The organism is Phenylobacterium sp. VNQ135, from assembly GCF_049445735.1.
Lineage (GTDB): Bacteria > Pseudomonadota > Alphaproteobacteria > Caulobacterales > Caulobacteraceae > Phenylobacterium.
In genome coordinates, this window is record NZ_JBMSDS010000002.1 from 1,071,819 (window position 1) to 1,090,980 (window position 19,162).

Sequence of the window (19,162 nt, forward strand, 5' to 3'; positions counted from 1 at the left end):
GAGCGCGCGCTCTTGCTGTTCGCCCGACGATGGCGTCACCTCCGCGCGCAGGCGAAGTCAGACGCTCGGCGTCGCTGGAAGATCATGTTCCGGGCACATGAGCATCAGCCCAACTTTTTCACTCATGAGGCGAGTAACTACAGTCAGCAGTATTCAATCGGCGCGACTGTCCGCCCCGGCCCAATTGTAAAATGTCGTAAAGGCGACCGGTTGTCCTACTGGCGCCGCTTCGGAATTGTGCCAAAGCCGGCCTCGCTACGCGCGGCCCTCGTGCCGCGCCCTAGGGGTTGGGGCACTGCTCATGCGTTTCTTCGGGACTCTTGCCGCGCGCAAGATCGCGTCGGCTCGTCGGCCGTTCGGCGTCGTCGCTTTCCTGATGTCTCTGTTCGTCGCCACGGGCGCGATGGCGGCGGACCTGCAGGTCTCCGAGTACACCCAAGACCCTGACCCGGTGGCCAACGGTGGCGTCACCGACTTCAGCATCCGCCTGACCAACAATGAATCGGCGGTCACCAACGCCACCCTGACCATTCAGGTGAGCCCCGGCTTCGAAGTGACCGCCGGCCAAGTTCCGGCGGGCTGCTCGGTCGCGGGCGCGGTCGGATCGCAGACGATCACCTGCAACATCGCCAACTTCCCCAACGGCGACCTGAATCTGACCTATTCGGCGACCGCCCGGCAGCTCGGCGCGGCCCAGACTACGGCCACCATCGCAACTCCGGTCGGCGTGACCGACACCAACGCCGCCAACGACAGCCTGCCGCTGACCCCCAATGTGGTGTCCGGCGCGGACCTGACGATCACCAAGACGGACAATCAGCCGGACCACGCCGTGGCCGGCGGCGAGACCCTGACCTACACGCTGACCGTCACGAACAACGGACCCGACGCGACGGCGGCTGTGCGGATCACCGACAGCCTTCCCGCGAGTTCGGACTTCCAGTTCGCCTCGGCGAGCGGCACGAACTGGACCTGCAACCACGCCAGCGGCGTGGTCACCTGCAATTTCGGCGGCACGGCGCGGACCGGCGCCTATCCCTCGGTGAACATCGTGGGCACGGTGGTGAAGGCCATCGCCGGCACCATCACCAACAATGCCGCGGCCTCGCTGACCGACCCGCTCGTCGCCGACCCGAACCCCAACAACAACACCGTCAGCCCGCCCGTGGTGACCAACGTCGAACCCGGCGCCGACCTGCTGGCGCAGAAGTCGATGCCGGCCACGATTCTTGAGGGCTCCACGGCCAACGTGACCCTGCGCATTGTCAACGACGGGCCGTTCGCGGTCAGCGCCGGCGCGACGATCGTGGATACGTTCCACGCCAACTTCACGCTGGGCACGCTGCCCGCCGGGTGCTCGGCCGTCGGCCAGACCGTCACCTGCACGGCCGGCGCGCTGGCGGACGGCGCAACGGCGACCTTCGTGATCCCCGTGACCGGGACGACCGCGACCAGCGGCAGCTTCCTGAACCAGGCGGTGGCGGCGGCGCCCGGCGGGTTCACGGACCCGAACCCGGCCAACAACCAGGCCAGCGCCAACTTCCAGATCGCCGCCCCGAGCGCCGACCTGCGCGTCACCAAGACCAAGGGGCCGAACCCGGTCGACGAGGGTCAGCAGATGACCAGCGCCATCCGGGTGACCAACCTCGGCCCGGCGACGCTGAGCTACACGCCCTCGACGCCGATCCGGGTCACCGACACCGTCGACGCGTCGAAGGAGAACTACGTCTCCGCCGGCGCGGGCTGGCCTGCAGCCAGGCGGCGAACGTCATCACGTGCAGCACCACGGGCACGGGCACGCTTGCGGTCGGGGCGCACATCGACCTTTCCCTCGTCACCGTCGCCGGCACCGGCATCGACGGGACGGTCTCCAACACCGCGTGCACGGGCGGAACGGCCGGGTCGCTCGCCACGCCGCTCGACGAGAACGCGTCGAACGACTGCCAAGGCGCCGGCGTGTTCGCCACGCCGGACACAACGGACCTGTCGGTCCTCAAGGACGTGAGCCTGGACGCGGCCGGGTGGGTGACATCCGGCCTCGTCGTCGACGAGACCGACGATCACTTCTTCATCCGCCTGCGGGCGGCGAACGCGGTCGGCGGCGAGATCGCCGACACCGTGATCGTCACCGACGACGTTCCGAACGCGCTGAACCTGGCCGCCGGATCGGGGATCCCCGCCGCGCTGACCACCTTCGCGACCGACAGCGTCACCAAGGGAACGCTCAGCTACAACAGCAACGGCCAGATCTCCTGGACCATCCCGAACATGGCGCCGGGGGACAGCGAGACGGCGGTGATCCGCGTCAACCGGCCGATGGGGTCGGGCGCGTACACGAACACCGCCACCGTCACCTCGCCGGACACCACCGAGTCCAACACGGCCAACAACAACGCCTCGGCGAGCTACACCGTCGATCCCCTCGCGGACATCACCGTCAACAGCAAGACGGTCACGCCGAACCCGGCGCGCGTCGGCGTGCTCGGCAACTACACGATCAGCGTGCGCAACAACGGCCCCAATCCTGCGGCCGGCGTGCAGCTGAGCGACACCATCGACCCGACGCGGTTCGAGCTGGTGGGCAACCCCACCACGACCAAGCCCAGCGCCTCGTGCTCCAAGAACGACGGCACGGGGGAGGTGACCTGCACGCTGGGCGCCTTCAATCGCGGCGACGTCTTCCAGGTCGTGCAGCAGATCCGGCCGCGCTATCCGTTCGGCGGGGCGACTTCCGGCTTCCCGATCGGCCATACGAACACCGCCTCGGTGACGACGACGACCACCCAGGTGGCCGGCCACCAGACCGACAGCAACAACGTCACGCACGACGTGAACGCGCCGCAGTACGATCTGCAGATCACCAAGGCCGAGCCGGGCCCGGCGTTCGACCCGATCGAGTTCGGCGGCCAGCTCGTCTACAACATCCGCGTCTCGAACGTGTCGCCCTCGCGCGCCACCAATGTGGTCGTCACCGACCTGCCGTCGCCGCCGGCGGGCGGCTACACGATGGTGTTCGACAGCTTCACCGTGAACCCGGTGGCGGCGAACGGCGGCTTCACCCTCTACACCCCGCCAGCTCCTAACTGTGCGGTCGTCGGGTCGAACGTCGAGTGCCGGCTCCATGGGTCGGATGCGAGCCTGAACTACCTCGATCCCGGCCGGCAGGTGATCTTCCAGCTGAAGTTCAACACCGGAGGCTCCGCGCCCTCGACGACGCTGACCTTCACCAACAACGCCAACGTCACCGCCGCCGAGCAGCCGACCACAGGCACGCCGCAGGCTGACGCCAACCTCGCGAACAACGTCGCCACCCAGACGACCACGGTCCTGCCGCGCACCGACCTCGAGGTGGTCTCGAAGACGCTCGTGACGGCCGAGCCGGCGAACGTGAACCAGCCCCTGCAGTATGACGTCGTCATCCGCAACAACGGCCCGTCCGACACGACACAGGTCCGCCTGACCGACACCCTGCCGTCCGGCTTCCAGGTGATGACGCCGGCTCCGGTGGTCACGGGCGTGACGGGCGGCCTCACGGTCGGAACGATCAGCTGCACCGGCACGACGACGGTCGTCTGCGTACTCGACGGCGCGTTCCCCGGCGACGGCAGCACGGCGACGGTCCGCTTCACCGTGCGTGCGGTCTATCCGTTCACCCAGTCGATCGCGACGCCGCATCAGAACACCGCCGCGATCGCGCCTGGCCAGGACGGCACGGGCAATCCGATCAGCCGCGACACCGTCTCGAGCAACAACAGCAAGACCGAGACCGTGCAGCTGCAGGAGTCGAGCCTCGCGGGCGTCGTCTACAACGACATCGACCGCGACAATGTGATGGACGCGGGCGAGGCGCTGTCGGGTGTGACCGTCCAGCTCAACGGCGTCGACGATTACGGCAATACCCTGCCGGTGCGCACGGCCACGACCAATGCTTCGGGCGCCTACAGCTTCGACAAGCTGCCCGGCGGGACCTACTCCGCCGTCGAGACCCAGCCGGCCGACTACTTCGACTGGACCGAGACCGCCGGCACGTCCGCCGGGACGGTCAACAACGCCGCGTTCACGAGCGCGGCGGCCAACAACACGATCAGCGCCATCGCCCTGGCGCCGAACACGGCCGCCACGGGCTACATCTTCCGCGAAGTGCGGGAAGCGAGCCTCTCGGGCTACATCTACCGCGACCTCGACAAGGACGGCACCCGCGACGGCGGCGAGGCGGGCTACGCTCCGGCCGCGTTCGCCAGCGCCCCGCATGTGCGGCTGACGGGCAACGACTACTCCGGCGCGGCGGTCAACCTGACCGCGCTGGTCGACAACAACGGCCAGTACAGCTTCGCCGACCTGCCGCCCTCCGACGCGGCGGGCTACACCGTGACGGAGCTCGTCCAGCCGACGGCGGCCGCCGATGGCCTCGAGACGAACGGCGTCGGTGCGGTGGTCGCCAACTCCGACAACCGGCCGGCTCCCGAAAACCTCGTCGTGGGCGACGTCGCCCCCGGCCAGGCCCTGACGGAGCGCAACTTTGGCGAACTGCCGAGCGCGACTCTCAGCGGGTTCGTCTTCTTCGACATCAACCAGAACGCCGTGCGCGATCCGGCCGACACGGCCGGTGTCGCGGGCGCCACCCTGACGCTCACCGGCGTCGACGACCTTGGCGCTGCGGTGAACTGCACCGTCAGCTCCAGCGGCTCGGGCGCTTACAGCTTCCCGAACGCCAGCGACCCGTCTCCCGCCTGCCAGCTGCTGCGGGCCGGAACCTACACGGTGACGGTGACGCCGCCCGCCGGCCTCGACCATGTGGGCGCCTACGTGGGCTCGCTTGGCGGCCAGTCGGGCGCGGCTTCAGGCGCCAACACGCCGTCGGTGGGTGCCGCCAACCTGGCGATCAGCAACATCGTGCTGAATCCGGGCTCAACCGCCGTGAACTACAACTTCGCCGAAAGCGGCGAGGCGCTGACCGGCTACGTCTACGTGGACCGCAACAACAACGGCGTCCGCGACGGCGGCGAGATCGGCATCGCGGGCGTCAACGTCACGCTCTCGGGAACGACGGCGAACGGCGACAATGTCTGCACCCTGCTTGTCAGCTGCGTGCGGACGACCGATGCGACCGGCGCCTTCACGTTCCTGAACCTCCCGACCGCGAACGGGGCCGGCTACACCCTCACCGAACAGTCCCAGGCGTCCGCGCCGCTCTCGCAATACGGCGACGGGCTCGACGCGGCCGGCACGGTCGGCGGCGTCACCATCGGCACGGCCGGCAACGACGTGATCTCCAGCATCCAGGTTGGGACGGGTCAGCTCGGCGTCGACTATCGCTTCGGCGAACGTCCGGCGGCTCTCGCGGGCTCCGTCTACCGAGACGACAACGACAACGGCGTCCGCGACGCCGGCGAGGTCGGCATCGCCAGCGTGCTCGTCACCCTCTCGGGCACGACGGCGCTTGGGGCGGACATCTGCACTCAGCGCGCCGCGCTGCCGACGCCGCTGAGCTGCGTCGTCACCACCCCTGCGGACGGCAGCTACAGCTTCGGCGACCTGCCGGCCGGGACCTACGATCTCGTGGAGACCCATCCGAATGCGTATGTCGACGGTCGGGAGACCGCCGGCGCCTCGGGCGGCGCGGTGAACAACGCCATCTTCGACGCCACGCCGGCCGCGAACCGCATCACCGGCATCGCCCTGGCGGCGGGCGCCGAGGTGACGGGCTATCTCTTCGGCGAGCGCAGCCCGCCGACGCAGCCGGTCGACACCTCCCTGACCGGCCGGGTCTTCCTCGACCCGCAACGTGACGGCGTGGACGACAACGAGCGGGGCATCAGCGGCGTCATCGTGCGGCTGCTGCAGAACGGCTCGGTGGTCCAGGTGGTCACCACCGACGCCGACGGCGGCTTCAGCTTCCCCGGCGTGGGGCCGGGGGCCTACACCGTCGAGGAACTGCAGCCCGCCGGCTACGGCTCTTCGACGCCCAACAGTGTCGCAGTGGTCGTGACCACCGGGACCCCTGCCTTCGTCCGCTTCGGCGAAACCGTCAGCACCCTGTCGGGCGCGGTCTATGTGGACGCCAACAACGACAACGTCCGCCAGGCCGACGAAGCCGGCATCGCGGGTGTGGAACTGCGACTGACCGGGACCGCCGAGGGCGGCGCACCGGTGAGCCTCACGGCGACGACCGGCCCGGACGGCGCCTATCGCTTCACCGAGGTGCTCGGCGGAAACTACATCCTGACCGAGACGCAGCCGGCCGGCTTCGACGACCGCGGCGAAACCGCCGGCACCGCCGGCGGCACGGTGGAGAACGACCGCATCAGCGGCATCGTCCTGCCCGTGGGCTCGGACGCGACCGGCTACCTGTTCGGCGAGAACGGCACGGGCCTGCAGGGCTCCGTCTATCTCGACCTCAACGACAACGGCGCGCGCGACGCCGACGAGCCCGGCATCGACGGCGTCACCGTCCGCCTGCTGGACCAGGCCGGCGCGGTCATCCGCACGACGACGACCGGCGCTTCGGGCAGCTTCAACTTCCCGGGCGTGGCGCCGGGGACCTACACGATCGAGGAGGTGCAGCCCGCCGGCTACGGCGACGGCCGCGAGAACCCGAACCCGCGCGTGCCGGTCACCGTCACCGCGACCGCGACGCCGGTGACGAACTACGGAGAAAAGGCGGGCTCGATCTCGGGCGCCGTCTACGTCGACCAGGACGGCAACGGCCAGCGGGGCCCGTCCGAACCGGCCATCGGCGGCGTCACCGTCACCCTCACGGGCACGGACGCGCGCGGCCGGGCGGTGACCCAGACCACCACCACGGCGGCCGACGGCAGCTATCGGTTCGTCGGCGTCGTGGGCGGAACCTACACCGTCACCGAGACCCAGCCGGCCGACTATACGGACGGCGCCGAGACGGTGGGGTCGGTCGGGGGCGCGCTGTCGCCGCCTGACGCCATCGGCGGCATCGTGCTCGGCCCGGCGCAGGACGCTACCGGCTACCTGTTCGGCGAGCGCGGCGCCCGCGCCCAGCTCTCCGGCTCGGTGTGGCTCGACCTCGACCACGACCGCGCCCGGGATCCGAACGAGCCGCCGAAGGCGGACTGGACCGTCGAGCTGCGGCTGGGCGACGCCCTGATCGGCACGGCCAAGACGAACGCCAACGGCGACTACCAGTTCGTCGACCTGGCGCCGGGCTCCGGCTATCGCCTCCGGTTCATCAGCCCGGAAGGGCACCGCTGGGGCGGAGCGCGGCCGAACGAGGACGGCCAGACGCCGCCTGCGGGCCAAGTCGGTCCCGAGAACCCCGGCGGGGCGCGCTTCGAGGACGGCGAGCTGGTCGACATCAAGCTGGCGCCCGGCGCCAACGTGACCGAGCAGTCCCTGCCGCTCGATCCGGCCGGCGTGGTCTACGACGCCGTCCGCCGCACGCCGGTGCCGGGCGCGGTGGTGAAGTTCACCGGGCCGGCCGGGTTCGATCCCGCGCAGCATCTGCTGGGCGGCGCGGCCAACGTCAGCCAGACGACGGGCGCGGACGGCATCTATCAGTTCCTGCTGCTGCAGGGCGCGCCGGCCGGGACCTACAGCCTGCAGGTGACGCCGCCGGCCGGCTATAATCCGGTGACGCCTTCGGCGCTGATCCCGCCGTGCCCGGGCGCGCTGACGGTCGGCGCCACGCCGAGCCCGATGCTCGTCTCGACCATCACGGGCGCGCCTCCCACCAGCGCAGTGCAGACCTGCGCCACGGGGGCGGGAAGCACCGCCTACTTCCTCAGCTTCGTGCTGACGGTGGGCGTCTCGGCCGACGTGCTGAACAACAACCTGCCGATCGATCCGCTGTCGGCCGACGGCCTGGTGGTCACCAAGACGACGCCGATGGTGAACGTCACCCGCGGCGGGCTGGTCCCCTATACGATCACCGTCCGCAACGCGACGGCGGGCGCGATGACGGGGGTCACGCTCAACGACCGCACGCCCGCCGGCTTCCGCTACCGCAAGGACAGCGCGCGGATCGACGGCGTCGCCGCCGAGCCGGTGGAGCAGGGTCGTCTGCTGAGCTGGTCGGGCCTGAACTTCGCGCCGAACGAAGAGAAGAAGATCGATCTGATCCTCACCGTCGGTGCGGGCGTCGGCAGCGGCGAGCACGTGAACCAGGCGTTCGCCACCAGCGGCGCCACCGGCACGGTGATCTCGAACCTGGCGGACGCCACCGTCCGGCTCGGGGCCGATCCCGACTTCGACTGCACCGACGTGCTGGGCAAGGTCTTCGACGACCGCAACGCCAACGGCGTGCAGGACGAGGGCGAGCCGGGTCTCGGCGGGGTGCGACTGGCCACCACTGACGGCCTGCTGGTCACCACCGATGCGGAAGGGCGGTACCACATCACCTGCCCGATGGTGCCGAACGAGGCCCGCGGCTCGAACTTCATCCTGAAGCTCGACGAGCGGACGCTGCCCACTGGCTACCGGATGGTCACCGGCAACCCCGAGACCGTGCGGCTGACCCGCGGCAAGTTCGCCAAGCTGAACTTCGGCGCGAGCCTGCACCGCGTGGTCCGCCTGGATGTCGCCTCGATCGCCTTCGAGGGCGAGCAGGTCGCCGACGCCTTCCGGCCCAAGGTCGGGGCGCTGGTGCAGACCCTCGCCGAGCGGCCGGCGGTCCTGCGCGTGGCCTATCACGCCCAGGACGAGGACGCGGACCTCGTGAAGCGCCGCGTGGCCAACCTGCGCGAGGCGATCGAACGGGAGTGGAGGCGCGATCGAGACCGATACCGACTTGTCATCGAACTGGAGACCGCCGTGGGGGGCGTCCAATGACCCAGCCGCGTCACACCCTGATCGCGCTCCTGATCAGCGCCTCGGCGATCGCCCTCAACGCGGGCGCGGCTCGGGCTGAGACAGGCGATACGCGAGCGGCTCCCGACGACGGTCCGATCGCCACGGCTCCGCGGATCTACGCATCCAACGCGCTCGATGCAGGCTACGGCTTCACGGCGGCGACCGCTCCGCGGGCGTTCAGCGTCGGGCTCGCTGCGGTCGACACGGCCGCCGCCGCGGCGGCCGAGCCCGTCCGCGAACCGCAGGACTACTGCGGCGACGAAGTCCGGCCCTGCGGCCCGCTAGCGGACAACGGCGTGGTGGAAGTCCGGCGCGTCGCTCCCAACCTCGAGCGTGATGCGCCGATCGCCGAGGACGGCTTCCGCGTCAGCGTCGATGGCGAGCCGGTCAGCGAGAGCTCGCGCCTGCGCGCCGACTTCATCGACAAGTACGTCGCTCCCAAGGCCGACGCGCAGCGGAAGGCCGACCTGGCGCTCGACGCTCACGACGTGCGGGTGCAGGTCTCGGCGCCGGACGCCACGCCGGTGCTCAGCGTCGTTCCGGCCAAGCCCGTGGTCAGCGCAGGCGAGACGGCGGTCTTCTTCCCGTTCATCAACTACGCCGCCTGGATCGACCGGGCGGAATTGCGCGTGTTCGAGGCCGACGACCTGATCGACGGCCAGCCGGCCACGGTGGCCTCCGTGCAGCTCGGGCAGCCGATCCGTTGGACCCCGCCGACCGGGCCCGCGCGCAGCCTGCGCTACGTCCTGCGCGTCTACGACAAGGACGGCCGGTTCGACGAGACCGAGCCCCAGACGCTCAACCTGCTCGATCGCCCGAGCACCGATCCTTCCGCGCTCAAGGGCTTGGTCGACGGCAAGGGCGGCCCTCGACAGGGACCGTTGTTCGAGAACCAGCGCCGCATCGCCAACATCCCGGTCAAGGGTCCGCAGGTGACGGTGAGCGGCGCGGCCGCGCCCGGCGCCAAGGTGGAGGGTCTCGGCGAGGTCGCCCCGCTCGATCGCCAGGGCCGTTTCGTCCTGCAGCAGATCCTGCCGCCGGATGCGGACGAGGTGGTGGTGCGCGTGGCCGAACCCGGCAGGCCGCCGGAGGAGATCCGCCGCAAGATCGATCGTCCGAAGCACGACCGCTTCTTCGTCGGCATCGTCGATCTCACGGCGGGGCATCGCCTGAAGCGCGGCGGCGACAGCGAGATGCTGGCCGACGACGCGGACTCCCGCCGCGACTTCGTCGATGGCCGCCTGGCGTTCTACTACAAGGGCCAGGTCACGGACGACTGGCGCGTTACGGCTTCGGCCGACACCGGCGAGCAGCGCCTGGCCGATCTCTTCGATCAGTTCGATGAAAAGGACCCGCGGGCGCTCCTGCGGCGCCTCGACCCCGATCGGCACTATCCGGTATACGGCGACGACTCCATCACCGTGGAGGACGCGCCCACCTCCGGCCGCTTCTACGTGCGGGCGGAAAGCGACACCACGCGCCTCATGTGGGGCAACTTCCACACGGAAATGGGCGACACCGAGCTGCTGCGCTATCAGCGCGGGCTCTACGGCGGCCAGGCGGAGTGGCGGGGTCTCGCGACCACGGCTCAGGGTGAGCGCCGGACGGAAGCGACCGTCTTCGCGGCCGATCCCGGCGCCATCGGGAGCCGCGAAGACTTCGCCTCGACCGGCGGCTCGGCCTACTACCTGCGCCACCAGGACGTGTCCCAGGGCTCGGAGCGCCTGTTCGTCGAAGTGCGGGACCGCGACAGCGGCCTGGTGCTGCAGCGGACCGAACTCGTGCCCTTCCGCGACTACGAGGTGAACTACATCCAGGGCCGCGTCCTGCTGCGGCAGGCGCTGCCGATGACCGCGGACGCCGACGAGTTCGTCCAGCAGGGCGGTCTCGGCGGCAATCCGGTCTGGCTGGTCGCCACCTACGAATACGTGCCGGGTTTCGCGCGTCCCGACGCCATGACGGCCGGCGGCCGCGTCCAGCACTGGCTGACCGACGGCGTCCGCGTGGGCGCCAGCGCCTTCCGACAGGGCGAGGACGACGGCCGCCAGGAGCTGCAGGGCGCGGACCTGCTGCTGCGCTACCGTCCGGGCACCTTCCTGCGGGCCGAGGTCGCCCGTTCGGACGGTGCGGCAGGCGAGAGCCTCGTGTCCTCGTACGGCGGCTACGACTTCACCCACCTGCAGACCCGCGCCGACAATGCGATGGCCTATCTGCTGGAAGGGGAGTCCGACCTTTCGGACCTGAACACGGCCCTGCAAGGCCGGATCCGGGCCTACTACCGCAACCGGGAAGCCGGCTTCTCGGCGCCGGGCGAGCTGACCTTCGGCGAAAGCCTGGAGCAGTACGGCGGCAAGCTCGACGTGCGCCTCGCCGAGGGCGTGACCTTGAGCGCCAAGGCGGACGTCACCCACGGCGGCTTCACCGAGCGCAGCGCCATCGAGGCCGGCGTCCGGAAGGAGACGGTCCATGGCTGGTTCGGATCCGTCGGCGTCCGCGCCGAGGACCAGAAGGGGCAGGCGACGCCCTATTCTCCCGTGTACGCCACGGGCGACGCGCTCGGCGGCCGCACCGATGCGGCCGTGCAGCTCGGCTTCCGGCATTCCGCCAAGGCGGATGTCCCGTCGCAGGATCGCGACCGGCCATGGGCGGCCTACGTCTTCGGCCAGAAGACGCTGGATCGCGATGGCGGCCGCCTGGAGAACGACCGCTTCGGGGTGGGCGGCGAGGCGCAGATCAATGATCGTCTGACCCTGAAGGGAACGGTCTCGGAAGGCGACCTCGGGTTCGGCGCCGACCTGCGGACCGACCTCGTGCTCGACAACCGCGGCTCGCTTTATCTCAGCTATGCGCTGGCCGGCGAGAACCCGGATGCGCTCTACAATGGACGCCAGGGCCGCCTGGGCGCCGGGGCCCGTTACCGCGTCACCGACCGCGTGTCGGTCTTCGGCGAGGAGCGATACGAGCACGGCGACGGCCCGACGGGCCTTACCCAGTCGTACGGCGTCGACTTCAATCCCATCCAATCCTGGACCTTCGGGCTGAAGTTCGAAACCGGCGACCTGAAGAACGCCCTGGGCGGCGGGATCGATCGCGAGGTGATCGCCGGCAGCGTCGACTACGGCGACGAGCGCCTGCGCTGGAGCTCCTCGCTCGAGCACCGGCGCGAGCAGGCCGATGGCCAGGCCGAACGCCGCAGCTGGCTGACGCGCAATTCCATCAGCTGGAAGGTGGATCCGTCGTTCCGCGTCTATGCCAAGGGGAACGTCTCGATCTCCGAGGCGGACGACCCGACGCAGGTGCTGGACGCCGACTTCTACGAGCTGGCCCTGGCCGGCGCGTACCGTCCGGTCACGAACGACAGGCTGAACCTGCTCGCCAAGGTCACCTACCTGCACGACCTGCCGTCGCCGGCGCAGGTCGACGCCCTTGGCCTGAACCTCGACTTCGCCCAGCGCAGCACCATCGTGGCTGTGGACGGGACCTATCAGGTCACGCCGCGCCTGGAGCTGGGCGCCAAGGTGGCCTACCGCCTCGGCGAGCTGCGGCCCTCGCGCGACAGCTCGGCGCCCTGGTTCGACAGCCAGGCGCTGTTCCTGGCCGCCCGGGCCGACTATCGGGTGGTCAAGGAATGGGACGTGGTGGTCGAGGCCCGCCGCCTGAGCGTCAAGGAGTCGGACGATGTCCGCACCGGCGGCCTGGTCGCGGTCTATCGCCACCTCGGAGACCACGTGAAGATCGGCGCCGGATTCAACTTCACCGACTTCTCCGACGACCTGTCCGACCTCAGCTACGACGATCGCGGCTTCTTCCTGAACGTGATCGGCAAGTTCTGATGGCGGCGGTCGCCGCTGTACACCAAGGGGCATGGGCGGGATGATCCCGTCCATGCGACTCGCCTCGACCTTCTGCGCCGCGCTGTTGCTGGCCGGGTGCCTCCATGCACCGGTCCCGCACGTGGTGGCCACCGCCGGCGCAGGCGCGCCGGCGCCTGCCACCTTCCGGGTCGCGGGTCGGCCCGAGGCGCCGGACAGCCTGGGCGAAGCCGTGAGCGCGGCCCTGGCGACCCAGGGCTGGCGCCCGGCCGCGGCAGGGGCCCCGGCCGAGTACCTCGTCGTCGCCAGCTACGGCGACCGGCCGGCGCGTGTGGGCGCCTTCGTGCCAGGCCCCGACGGCGGCGACCCGCAGTGGATGGCGGAACGCATACCGCCTCGCCCCTGGAACGTCTTCAAGCGGGGGCGGCGCGCGCTCAGCCTCGTGGTCCTCGACGCCGCCACAGGCCGCGAGCTCCGACGGACGACGGCGACGCTGGACTACTGGCGGGGATCGGATCCGGAGGCGCTGCGCCGCCTGGCCGGCAGCGCGGCGGCGAGCCTCAGCGCGCCTGACTGACGGCCGACGCGGGAGGGAAGGCGAGGGTGAAGGTGGCGCCTTCGCCCGGCGCGCTGCGGCACTCGATCGTGGCTCCATGTCGGGCCATCACCTGCGCCACCAGGGAGAGGCCGAGACCCGTGCCATCCGATGCCGAACCGGACGCGAACCTCTGGAAGGGTGTGAAGAGCCGCCCGAGCTGCTCGGCGCTCATCCCCACGCCCTGATCGACGATGGTGACGAGGAAGGCGCCGTTCCGGCTCTCGGCGAGACGACAGGTCACGACCGTTCCAGCCGCGCTGTATTTGATCGCATTGTCGAGGAGGTTGATGAAGGCCCGGGTCAGCAGATCGCGCTCGCCCGCGATCAGATGTTCGCCTTCGCTTAGCACGTCGATCCGCACGCCGGCCTGGCGTGCGAGCGGCCACAGCTCGTCGGCCGCTTCCACGAGGATGTCGCCCAGGTCGACGAGTTCGAAGGCGAGGGCGCTAGACCTGGCGCGCGCGAGTTGCACGAAGTTCCCGGCGAGCGCGAGGGTGCGCCGCGCGTAGCCGGCCAGCCGCTGCTTCAGGTCCGGCGGCACGGCTTCGGGCGGAGCGGTCTCCAGCAGCGCCAGGATGGAGCTCTGCGGCGCGCGCATGTCATGACTGAGCAACTGGATGATCTGTTCGCGCTGCGCGGCCGCGGCCTTCAGCTCGCCGATGTCGGTGAGCCGCAGGATCCAGGCCTCGGCAAAGGCTGCGTCGCCGTGGGGCGCGAGGGCGGCGAGGTAGGGCTGCCCCTCCGGGGAGAGGACCTCCTGCGCCCAGCCGGCCGCGCCTGAGGCCGCAGAACCGATCGGAAGTCGAAGAGGGGCGCCCTCAAGGTCTGTCCAGCCCTGGGCGAGGTCCGCCAGCCGCCGTCGACGTCGCGAGAAGCCGGCGCTCCGCGCCAGGCGCCGCGCGGCCCGATTGCCGAACAGGATCTCGCCGTCTCGGTTCAGCACCACGGTCGGGTCCGGCAGGCTCCTCAAGGTGTCGGCCGCGAACCGGCGTAGATCGCGCACGCGGGCGATCGTCTGGTGCATCAGCTGGATCTGCTGGGCCACGGCGTCTCCGCCGGCGGGCTTGTAGCGCCGCAGTCTCAGCAGGTCCGGCTCGGCCGCGAAGCGCTGCAGCTCGGCGACCATGTAGCCGGTGGCGGCCTCGAGGCGACGCCATCCCCAGACCGGGAACAGCACCAGCACGGTGAGGATCAAGGCGAACGGCGGCAGCCAGACCTGCCCGACGATCAGCGTCAGCCCGCTTGTCGCCACCGCGGCCACGATCACGCCGAACCCGAGCGGCAGCGCTCGGCGGGGCGGCAGCACCGCCAGGGCCAGCATCATCAACGCCACGCCTGCCAAGGTGAACGCCAGCCGCAGCGGCTGACCCGCCGCGTCGACGACGTCGCCCGAGAGGCGCGCATTGAGGAGATTGGCCTCGATCTCGACGCCCGGCAGGGAGTGGCCGCGGGTGCTGAGCGGGGTGGAATGCCTGTCATCGAGCCCTGCGGCGGTCGCGCCGACCAGCACGAGCTTGCCCCGCAGGAAGCCGTCCGGCACTTCGCCCGCGATGACGCTGGCCGCGGAGACCGTGCGGAATCCACCGGCGGCAGCGAAGGGGATCAGCATCGTTCCTTCCCGTACGAACGCCGCCGCCGTCGCACCGTCGGGGAGCGGCGAGCGGCCGGGGGGCGCGCCGGTCCCCGCCAGACGCAGGCATTCGACGAGGTGCGGCAGACGCCGGACCCCGTCGCCCTCGTAGAGCACCGCCCGACGCGAAAGGCCGTCGGCGTCGAACACCATATCGACGTGGCCCAGCCGCGCGTGACGCCGCAGCTCGGGAGGCGGCGCCCGCGTGGCGAAGGCCTGGCCGTTCGGCCCCGGCAGATCGAACATCACCGGAAGGCAGACGCGGCCGGTACGCGCCAGCGACCGGGCGAGCGCGGCGTCGTCCGCGGGGTCGGGCGCCGGCTCCAGGAACAGCACATCGTAGCCGACCGCCTTCACGCCACTGTCGGCCAGGCGGTCGAGCAGGCGGGCGTGCACCGCCCGCGGCCACGGCCAGGGCCCGAGGGCTTGGAGGCTGGCGTCGTCGATGGCGACGATCAGGATGTCGTCCGCGGCGGGCCGCTCAAGGCGGCGCACGAAGGCGTCGTAGAGGACATTGTCGAGCCGGACTGTGGCGTCGGTGATCACCAGGCCCACGGCGAGAGCGGCGCCGAGCACGAAGACGGCGATCCACTCGACGAGCATCTGCCGCATCTGGCGCGGCCGCCGGCGCCAGGCGCGGAAGAAGCGGCGGACCGGACCACCCCGGGCTATCGCGCCACCTCGAACCTTTGTGGGGCGGACCACTTCTCCGCCGCCTTGCCGTCTTCGAAACGCACGACGAGGACGCGCCACTCGTAGGCGCCGGGCGGCAGGTCGGTGACGACGAACTCGCCGGACGTCAGGCCCGACTGGTCGATCACCGGGGCGGCGCCGGCGCGGCTGGGCGTCAGCACGAAGCGGTAGCTGGCCGTGCCTTCCCCGGCGGTGGTCCACTTGAACAGGTAGCGCCGCTTGGCGCCGGCGAGGGCCCTGGGCTCCTCCAGGCTCAAGCTGTTGAGCCGCCGTTCGAAGGCGAAGGTGGAAGGCCGGCCTTCCAGACCGTCGGCCGCGAGCGCCGTGAAGCGGGCGAAATAGGTGCCGTTCGGGATGCTGGCGAAACGCAGCTGCGGCGACGGAGCTTCGGTTTCGGCGACGATGTCGACGAAGCCCGCATCCATGGCGATCTGCGCCCGGTAGCGGCCGGCGCCGTCCAGCGGCTCGAGACGGAAGCTCAGCTCGGGCTCGTCCTGCAGCAGCGCGCCCCGCACGGGCTTTGGCTCGGGCAGCAGCGGGGCGGGCGCGCCGGCCCCCTGTGGCGTGGTCTGCACGCCGAAGCCGGCCGTGACGGGCTGCTCGGAGGCATCGGCGGACCGCACATTGGTCACCGTTCCCTCGATCACTTCGAGGGTGGCCTGGCCCCGCTCGGGATCGAAGTTGGTGCGGAACTCGGTGCCGCGAACGGCCGACACCGTCAGGGGCGTCTGGAGGAGGAAGCGGTCGCGCGGGTTGCGCGCCGGGGTCACGACGGCATTGCTCCGTCCGGCGTCGATCGCGAAGTCACGTTGCAAGGCGCCCGTCATCACGACCCGCCGAAGCCGCTGCACCCGCAGCCTGCTGTTGGACGGCAGGGTGACCCTCGATCCGTCGGGCAGCTCCACTGTCAGGAAGGCGTTGGGCCCGGTGGCCAGGGCGTGGCCCTCGCGGATCGGCATGCCGCGCGCCACGGGCAGCTCCGCGGCGCCCTGCGAAACGGTGATCGCCCCTCGGAAAGCCACCAGCTGCGCGGCGATCGGCTCCGTGCGCAGGAGCTCTGGGGCGATCTGGAGCTCGCCGCCGAGCGGGAGACGGCGGGGATTGGCGACCCGGTTGGCGCGCTGGACCCGTCGATAGTCGCCGAGGCGGTTCAGATATTTCCCGGCCAGGTCGTAGAGCGTGTCGCCGCGCTGGATCTGGTAGCGTTCAGGCGGTTCGGTCGGCTTCGCCGGTTCGGTTGCGGCCGCGGCGCCCGCCGAAAGGATCAGGACGCCTGCCGCAAGGACCCATTTCATACCGTCTCAGACCCGCCCGACTCGTCGCTCACCCGCTCGAGACGGTAACCGTAGCTGTAGACGGGGGCCAGCTTGAAGCCGCGGTCGGGCCGCAGGCCAAGCTTGGCGCGGATCTTCGAGACGTGGGCGTCGAGGGTGCGGGTGGCCAGGTCGGGGTTGCGGCCCCAGACCGTCTCCAGGAGATAAGAGCGGCCGAGCGCCCGGTGCATGTTGCGGAACAGGACGAGCGCCAGGTCGAACTCCTTGGCGGTCAGCTGCACCTCCTCGCCGTCCACCGAGACGACACGGCTCAGCGGATCGAAAACGACGCCGCCAAACGCTTCCGGCCGGCTCTCCAGCTCGGGCGGATAGGCCCGCCGCAGCACGGCATGCACCCGCGCCAGCAGCACCGAAGGATCGATCGGCTTGACGAGGAAGTCGTCGGCGCCGGCGTTGAGGCCGGCCACGATGTCCTCGGCGTCGGACCGGGCCGTGACCATCAGGATCGGCGGCGGCGGGGAGAGATGGGCGCGCGCCCACGTCGCCACGTCCAGGCCGGAGAGTCCGCCCGGCACGTTCCAGTCCAGGATCAGCAGGTCGAAGGTCTCCTGACGGAGCTTCGCCATGATCGCCGGTCCGGTGGTGAACGGGACGCAGTTGTGCCCGGCGAGAGTCAGCGTGCGGACCACCAGGTCGGCCTGCGCGCCCTCATCCTCCAGTACGGCCACTCGCATCCGAACTCGCTTCCAGGACTGGGCCGCCGCAAGGCGCCGGGGTTGAAGGGCGGGTAGGTCGCCGATCGCGGGCAGGGCCGGCGAAGGGGATCGACCCATTCGGTCCACGCCGCGTCGCTCGCAGGAGAATCATGCTCGCAGTTTGGGCGCGGATCCCGAGCGGATAAGCATCAGCTGTAAAGCTGTGGTGCACTGCACGGCGGTCAAGGGCCGTTCGCGCGCTGGAGGTCGGGGCCGCGCTGCATCGGCCGGCCGCCGGCCCTCGGGGCCCATCATGAACACGCCATCCGTCAACGCTCCCGCCTATCCGGCCGCGGCCGTCCCCTTGTTCTTGTCTTTCACGATCCTGGGTTGTTCTGCGCCACGTGGCGAGAGAACGGCGACCGAACGGAATGCAATGAATCGTAAACAGCAGGCGGCGGGCCGATCGCCTGCGGCTAGGCGCCGACCCCGGCTCTTCGCCAGACGTCGAGCACGCCCAGCGTCGACAGCGCGGCGAACATCCGACGGGCGTCGCGGAGGTTGTCCAGGCAAAAGCGCGCTACGGCCGGCGACGCCAACTGATGCGCCGGGACGATGAGGCCGCCCCTGACCCGCTGCAGCACCCCGGCCTCGGTGAGGGCCAGGACGTGGCGGCGTGTCGTCTCGGCGGCGAAGCCCAGCCGTCGGGCCAGCCCGGCAATCGTCACCGGCCTGCGGTGGCTGTCGCTCAACATGCCGGGCTCCAGCCCGACGCCTTCCTCGGCGTCCAGGTGTTCGGTGTTCCAACGGACGATTTCGAACAGGATCAGGCAGGTCACGACGTCGCCGAAGCCCGCCCGCGCGGCGTCGGACACCCGCAGAAGATAGGCCAACCCGATCCGCAGGGCCGCCCGCACGGGCGCGACGTCGTCCTCGATCCATGCGGTCGACGCAGGAAGGTCGTCGAGCACGCCTAGCCGCTTCAGGGCCGCATAGCAGGCCTGCAGGCGCGTGTAGGCTTCCCCCGCGGCGGCCTGGAACGGCGGAGAGGCGACCACCTCGGCGGGAACGGTGAGGCCGGCCGGGCTCAGGACGCAAGCGCCCCGCTCCACGAGGCCGTGCACCCGCCGTCGCACGCTCTCGAAGGAAAGACCGAGCGAAACGGCCACGGCGTGGATCGTGATCGGCCGCCGCAAGGCGTCGGGCGCGGGTTCGGCGAGAGTGGCGTAGCGCAACTGCAGGTCGGCCTGCGCCGCGATCGGCGCGTTGTTGGCCTGCAGGATGACGGCGAGGATCATCCGATCGAGCGGGTCGCCCAGCGGTCGACCCAGCGCCATCGCTTCGACGAAGAGACTGATGGTCGCCCTCTGTGCATCGGGCCGCTCCAGGGAAGGCGCCCTCTCGGGCTCCCGCGAAGGTGCGTGATGGGCGACGTCCGCGACCATGGGCCGACGTCAGCCTGTGTCGGAACCGCCGGTCAATCCGTCGTCGACCGATGTTCTTCAAAATTGACTGTCAAACGGCGTTGAAAATTGACCCCCTATCGGCGTCCAAAATTGACCCCTCTGTTGGTTGTCCTGGGCTGGCGGCGAGGCGCGTAGCCATCAGCTAGCGCAGCGCGTCGCCGCCGGGTGAGCTGC

The 19,162-nt window shown here is 70.4% G+C and carries 8 protein-coding genes; 4 read left to right on the forward strand and 4 right to left on the reverse strand.

Annotated features, from left to right (window positions below; translation table 11 throughout):
• The first annotated feature begins 301 nt into the window (after positions 1–301).
• Genes ACO2Q0_RS11145 through ACO2Q0_RS11160 form a run of 4 tightly spaced genes read left to right on the forward strand, consistent with a single transcriptional unit; the run spans position 302 to position 13,209 of the window.
• A complete protein-coding gene (locus tag ACO2Q0_RS11145; RefSeq protein WP_423351560.1) occupies positions 302–2,005 on the forward strand; it encodes a hypothetical protein in 1,704 nt (567 codons plus the stop codon).
• Entirely contained in the window at positions 1,957–8,799 is a 6,843-nt protein-coding gene (locus tag ACO2Q0_RS11150; RefSeq protein ID WP_423351561.1) for an SdrD B-like domain-containing protein, read from the forward strand. The genes ACO2Q0_RS11145 and ACO2Q0_RS11150 overlap by 49 nt, the downstream gene beginning before the upstream one ends.
• Complete coding sequence (locus tag ACO2Q0_RS11155; RefSeq protein ID WP_423351562.1) at positions 8,796–12,653, forward strand: hypothetical protein; 3,858 nt, start codon at positions 8,796–8,798, stop codon at positions 12,651–12,653. The genes ACO2Q0_RS11150 and ACO2Q0_RS11155 overlap by 4 nt, the downstream gene beginning before the upstream one ends.
• Positions 12,654–12,684: 31 nt before the next feature.
• Entirely contained in the window at positions 12,685–13,209 is a 525-nt protein-coding gene (locus tag ACO2Q0_RS11160; RefSeq protein ID WP_423351563.1) for a hypothetical protein, read from the forward strand.
• Here ACO2Q0_RS11160 and ACO2Q0_RS11165 read toward each other — a convergent pair.
• The 4 genes from ACO2Q0_RS11165 to ACO2Q0_RS11180 all read right to left on the reverse strand — a co-directional run bounded on the left by ACO2Q0_RS11165 (position 13,193) and on the right by ACO2Q0_RS11180 (position 18,967).
• Positions 13,193–15,472, reverse strand: a complete 2,280-nt coding sequence (locus tag ACO2Q0_RS11165) for a CHASE2 domain-containing protein (protein WP_423351564.1) — start codon at positions 15,470–15,472, stop codon at positions 13,193–13,195. The genes ACO2Q0_RS11160 and ACO2Q0_RS11165 overlap by 17 nt on opposite strands.
• 56 nt (positions 15,473–15,528) lie before the next feature.
• The gene (locus ACO2Q0_RS11170; protein WP_423351565.1) at positions 15,529–16,848 is read right to left on the reverse strand and encodes a FecR domain-containing protein; all 1,320 of its coding nucleotides are present in this window, start codon (positions 16,846–16,848) and stop codon (positions 15,529–15,531) included.
• Positions 16,845–17,561, reverse strand: a complete 717-nt coding sequence (locus ACO2Q0_RS11175; protein WP_423351566.1) for a response regulator transcription factor — start codon at positions 17,559–17,561, stop codon at positions 16,845–16,847. The genes ACO2Q0_RS11170 and ACO2Q0_RS11175 overlap by 4 nt, the downstream gene beginning before the upstream one ends.
• A 437-nt stretch (positions 17,562–17,998) precedes the next feature.
• A complete protein-coding gene (locus tag ACO2Q0_RS11180) occupies positions 17,999–18,967 on the reverse strand; it encodes a hypothetical protein (RefSeq protein WP_423351567.1) in 969 nt (322 codons plus the stop codon).
• Positions 18,968–19,162: the final 195 nt, after the last annotated feature.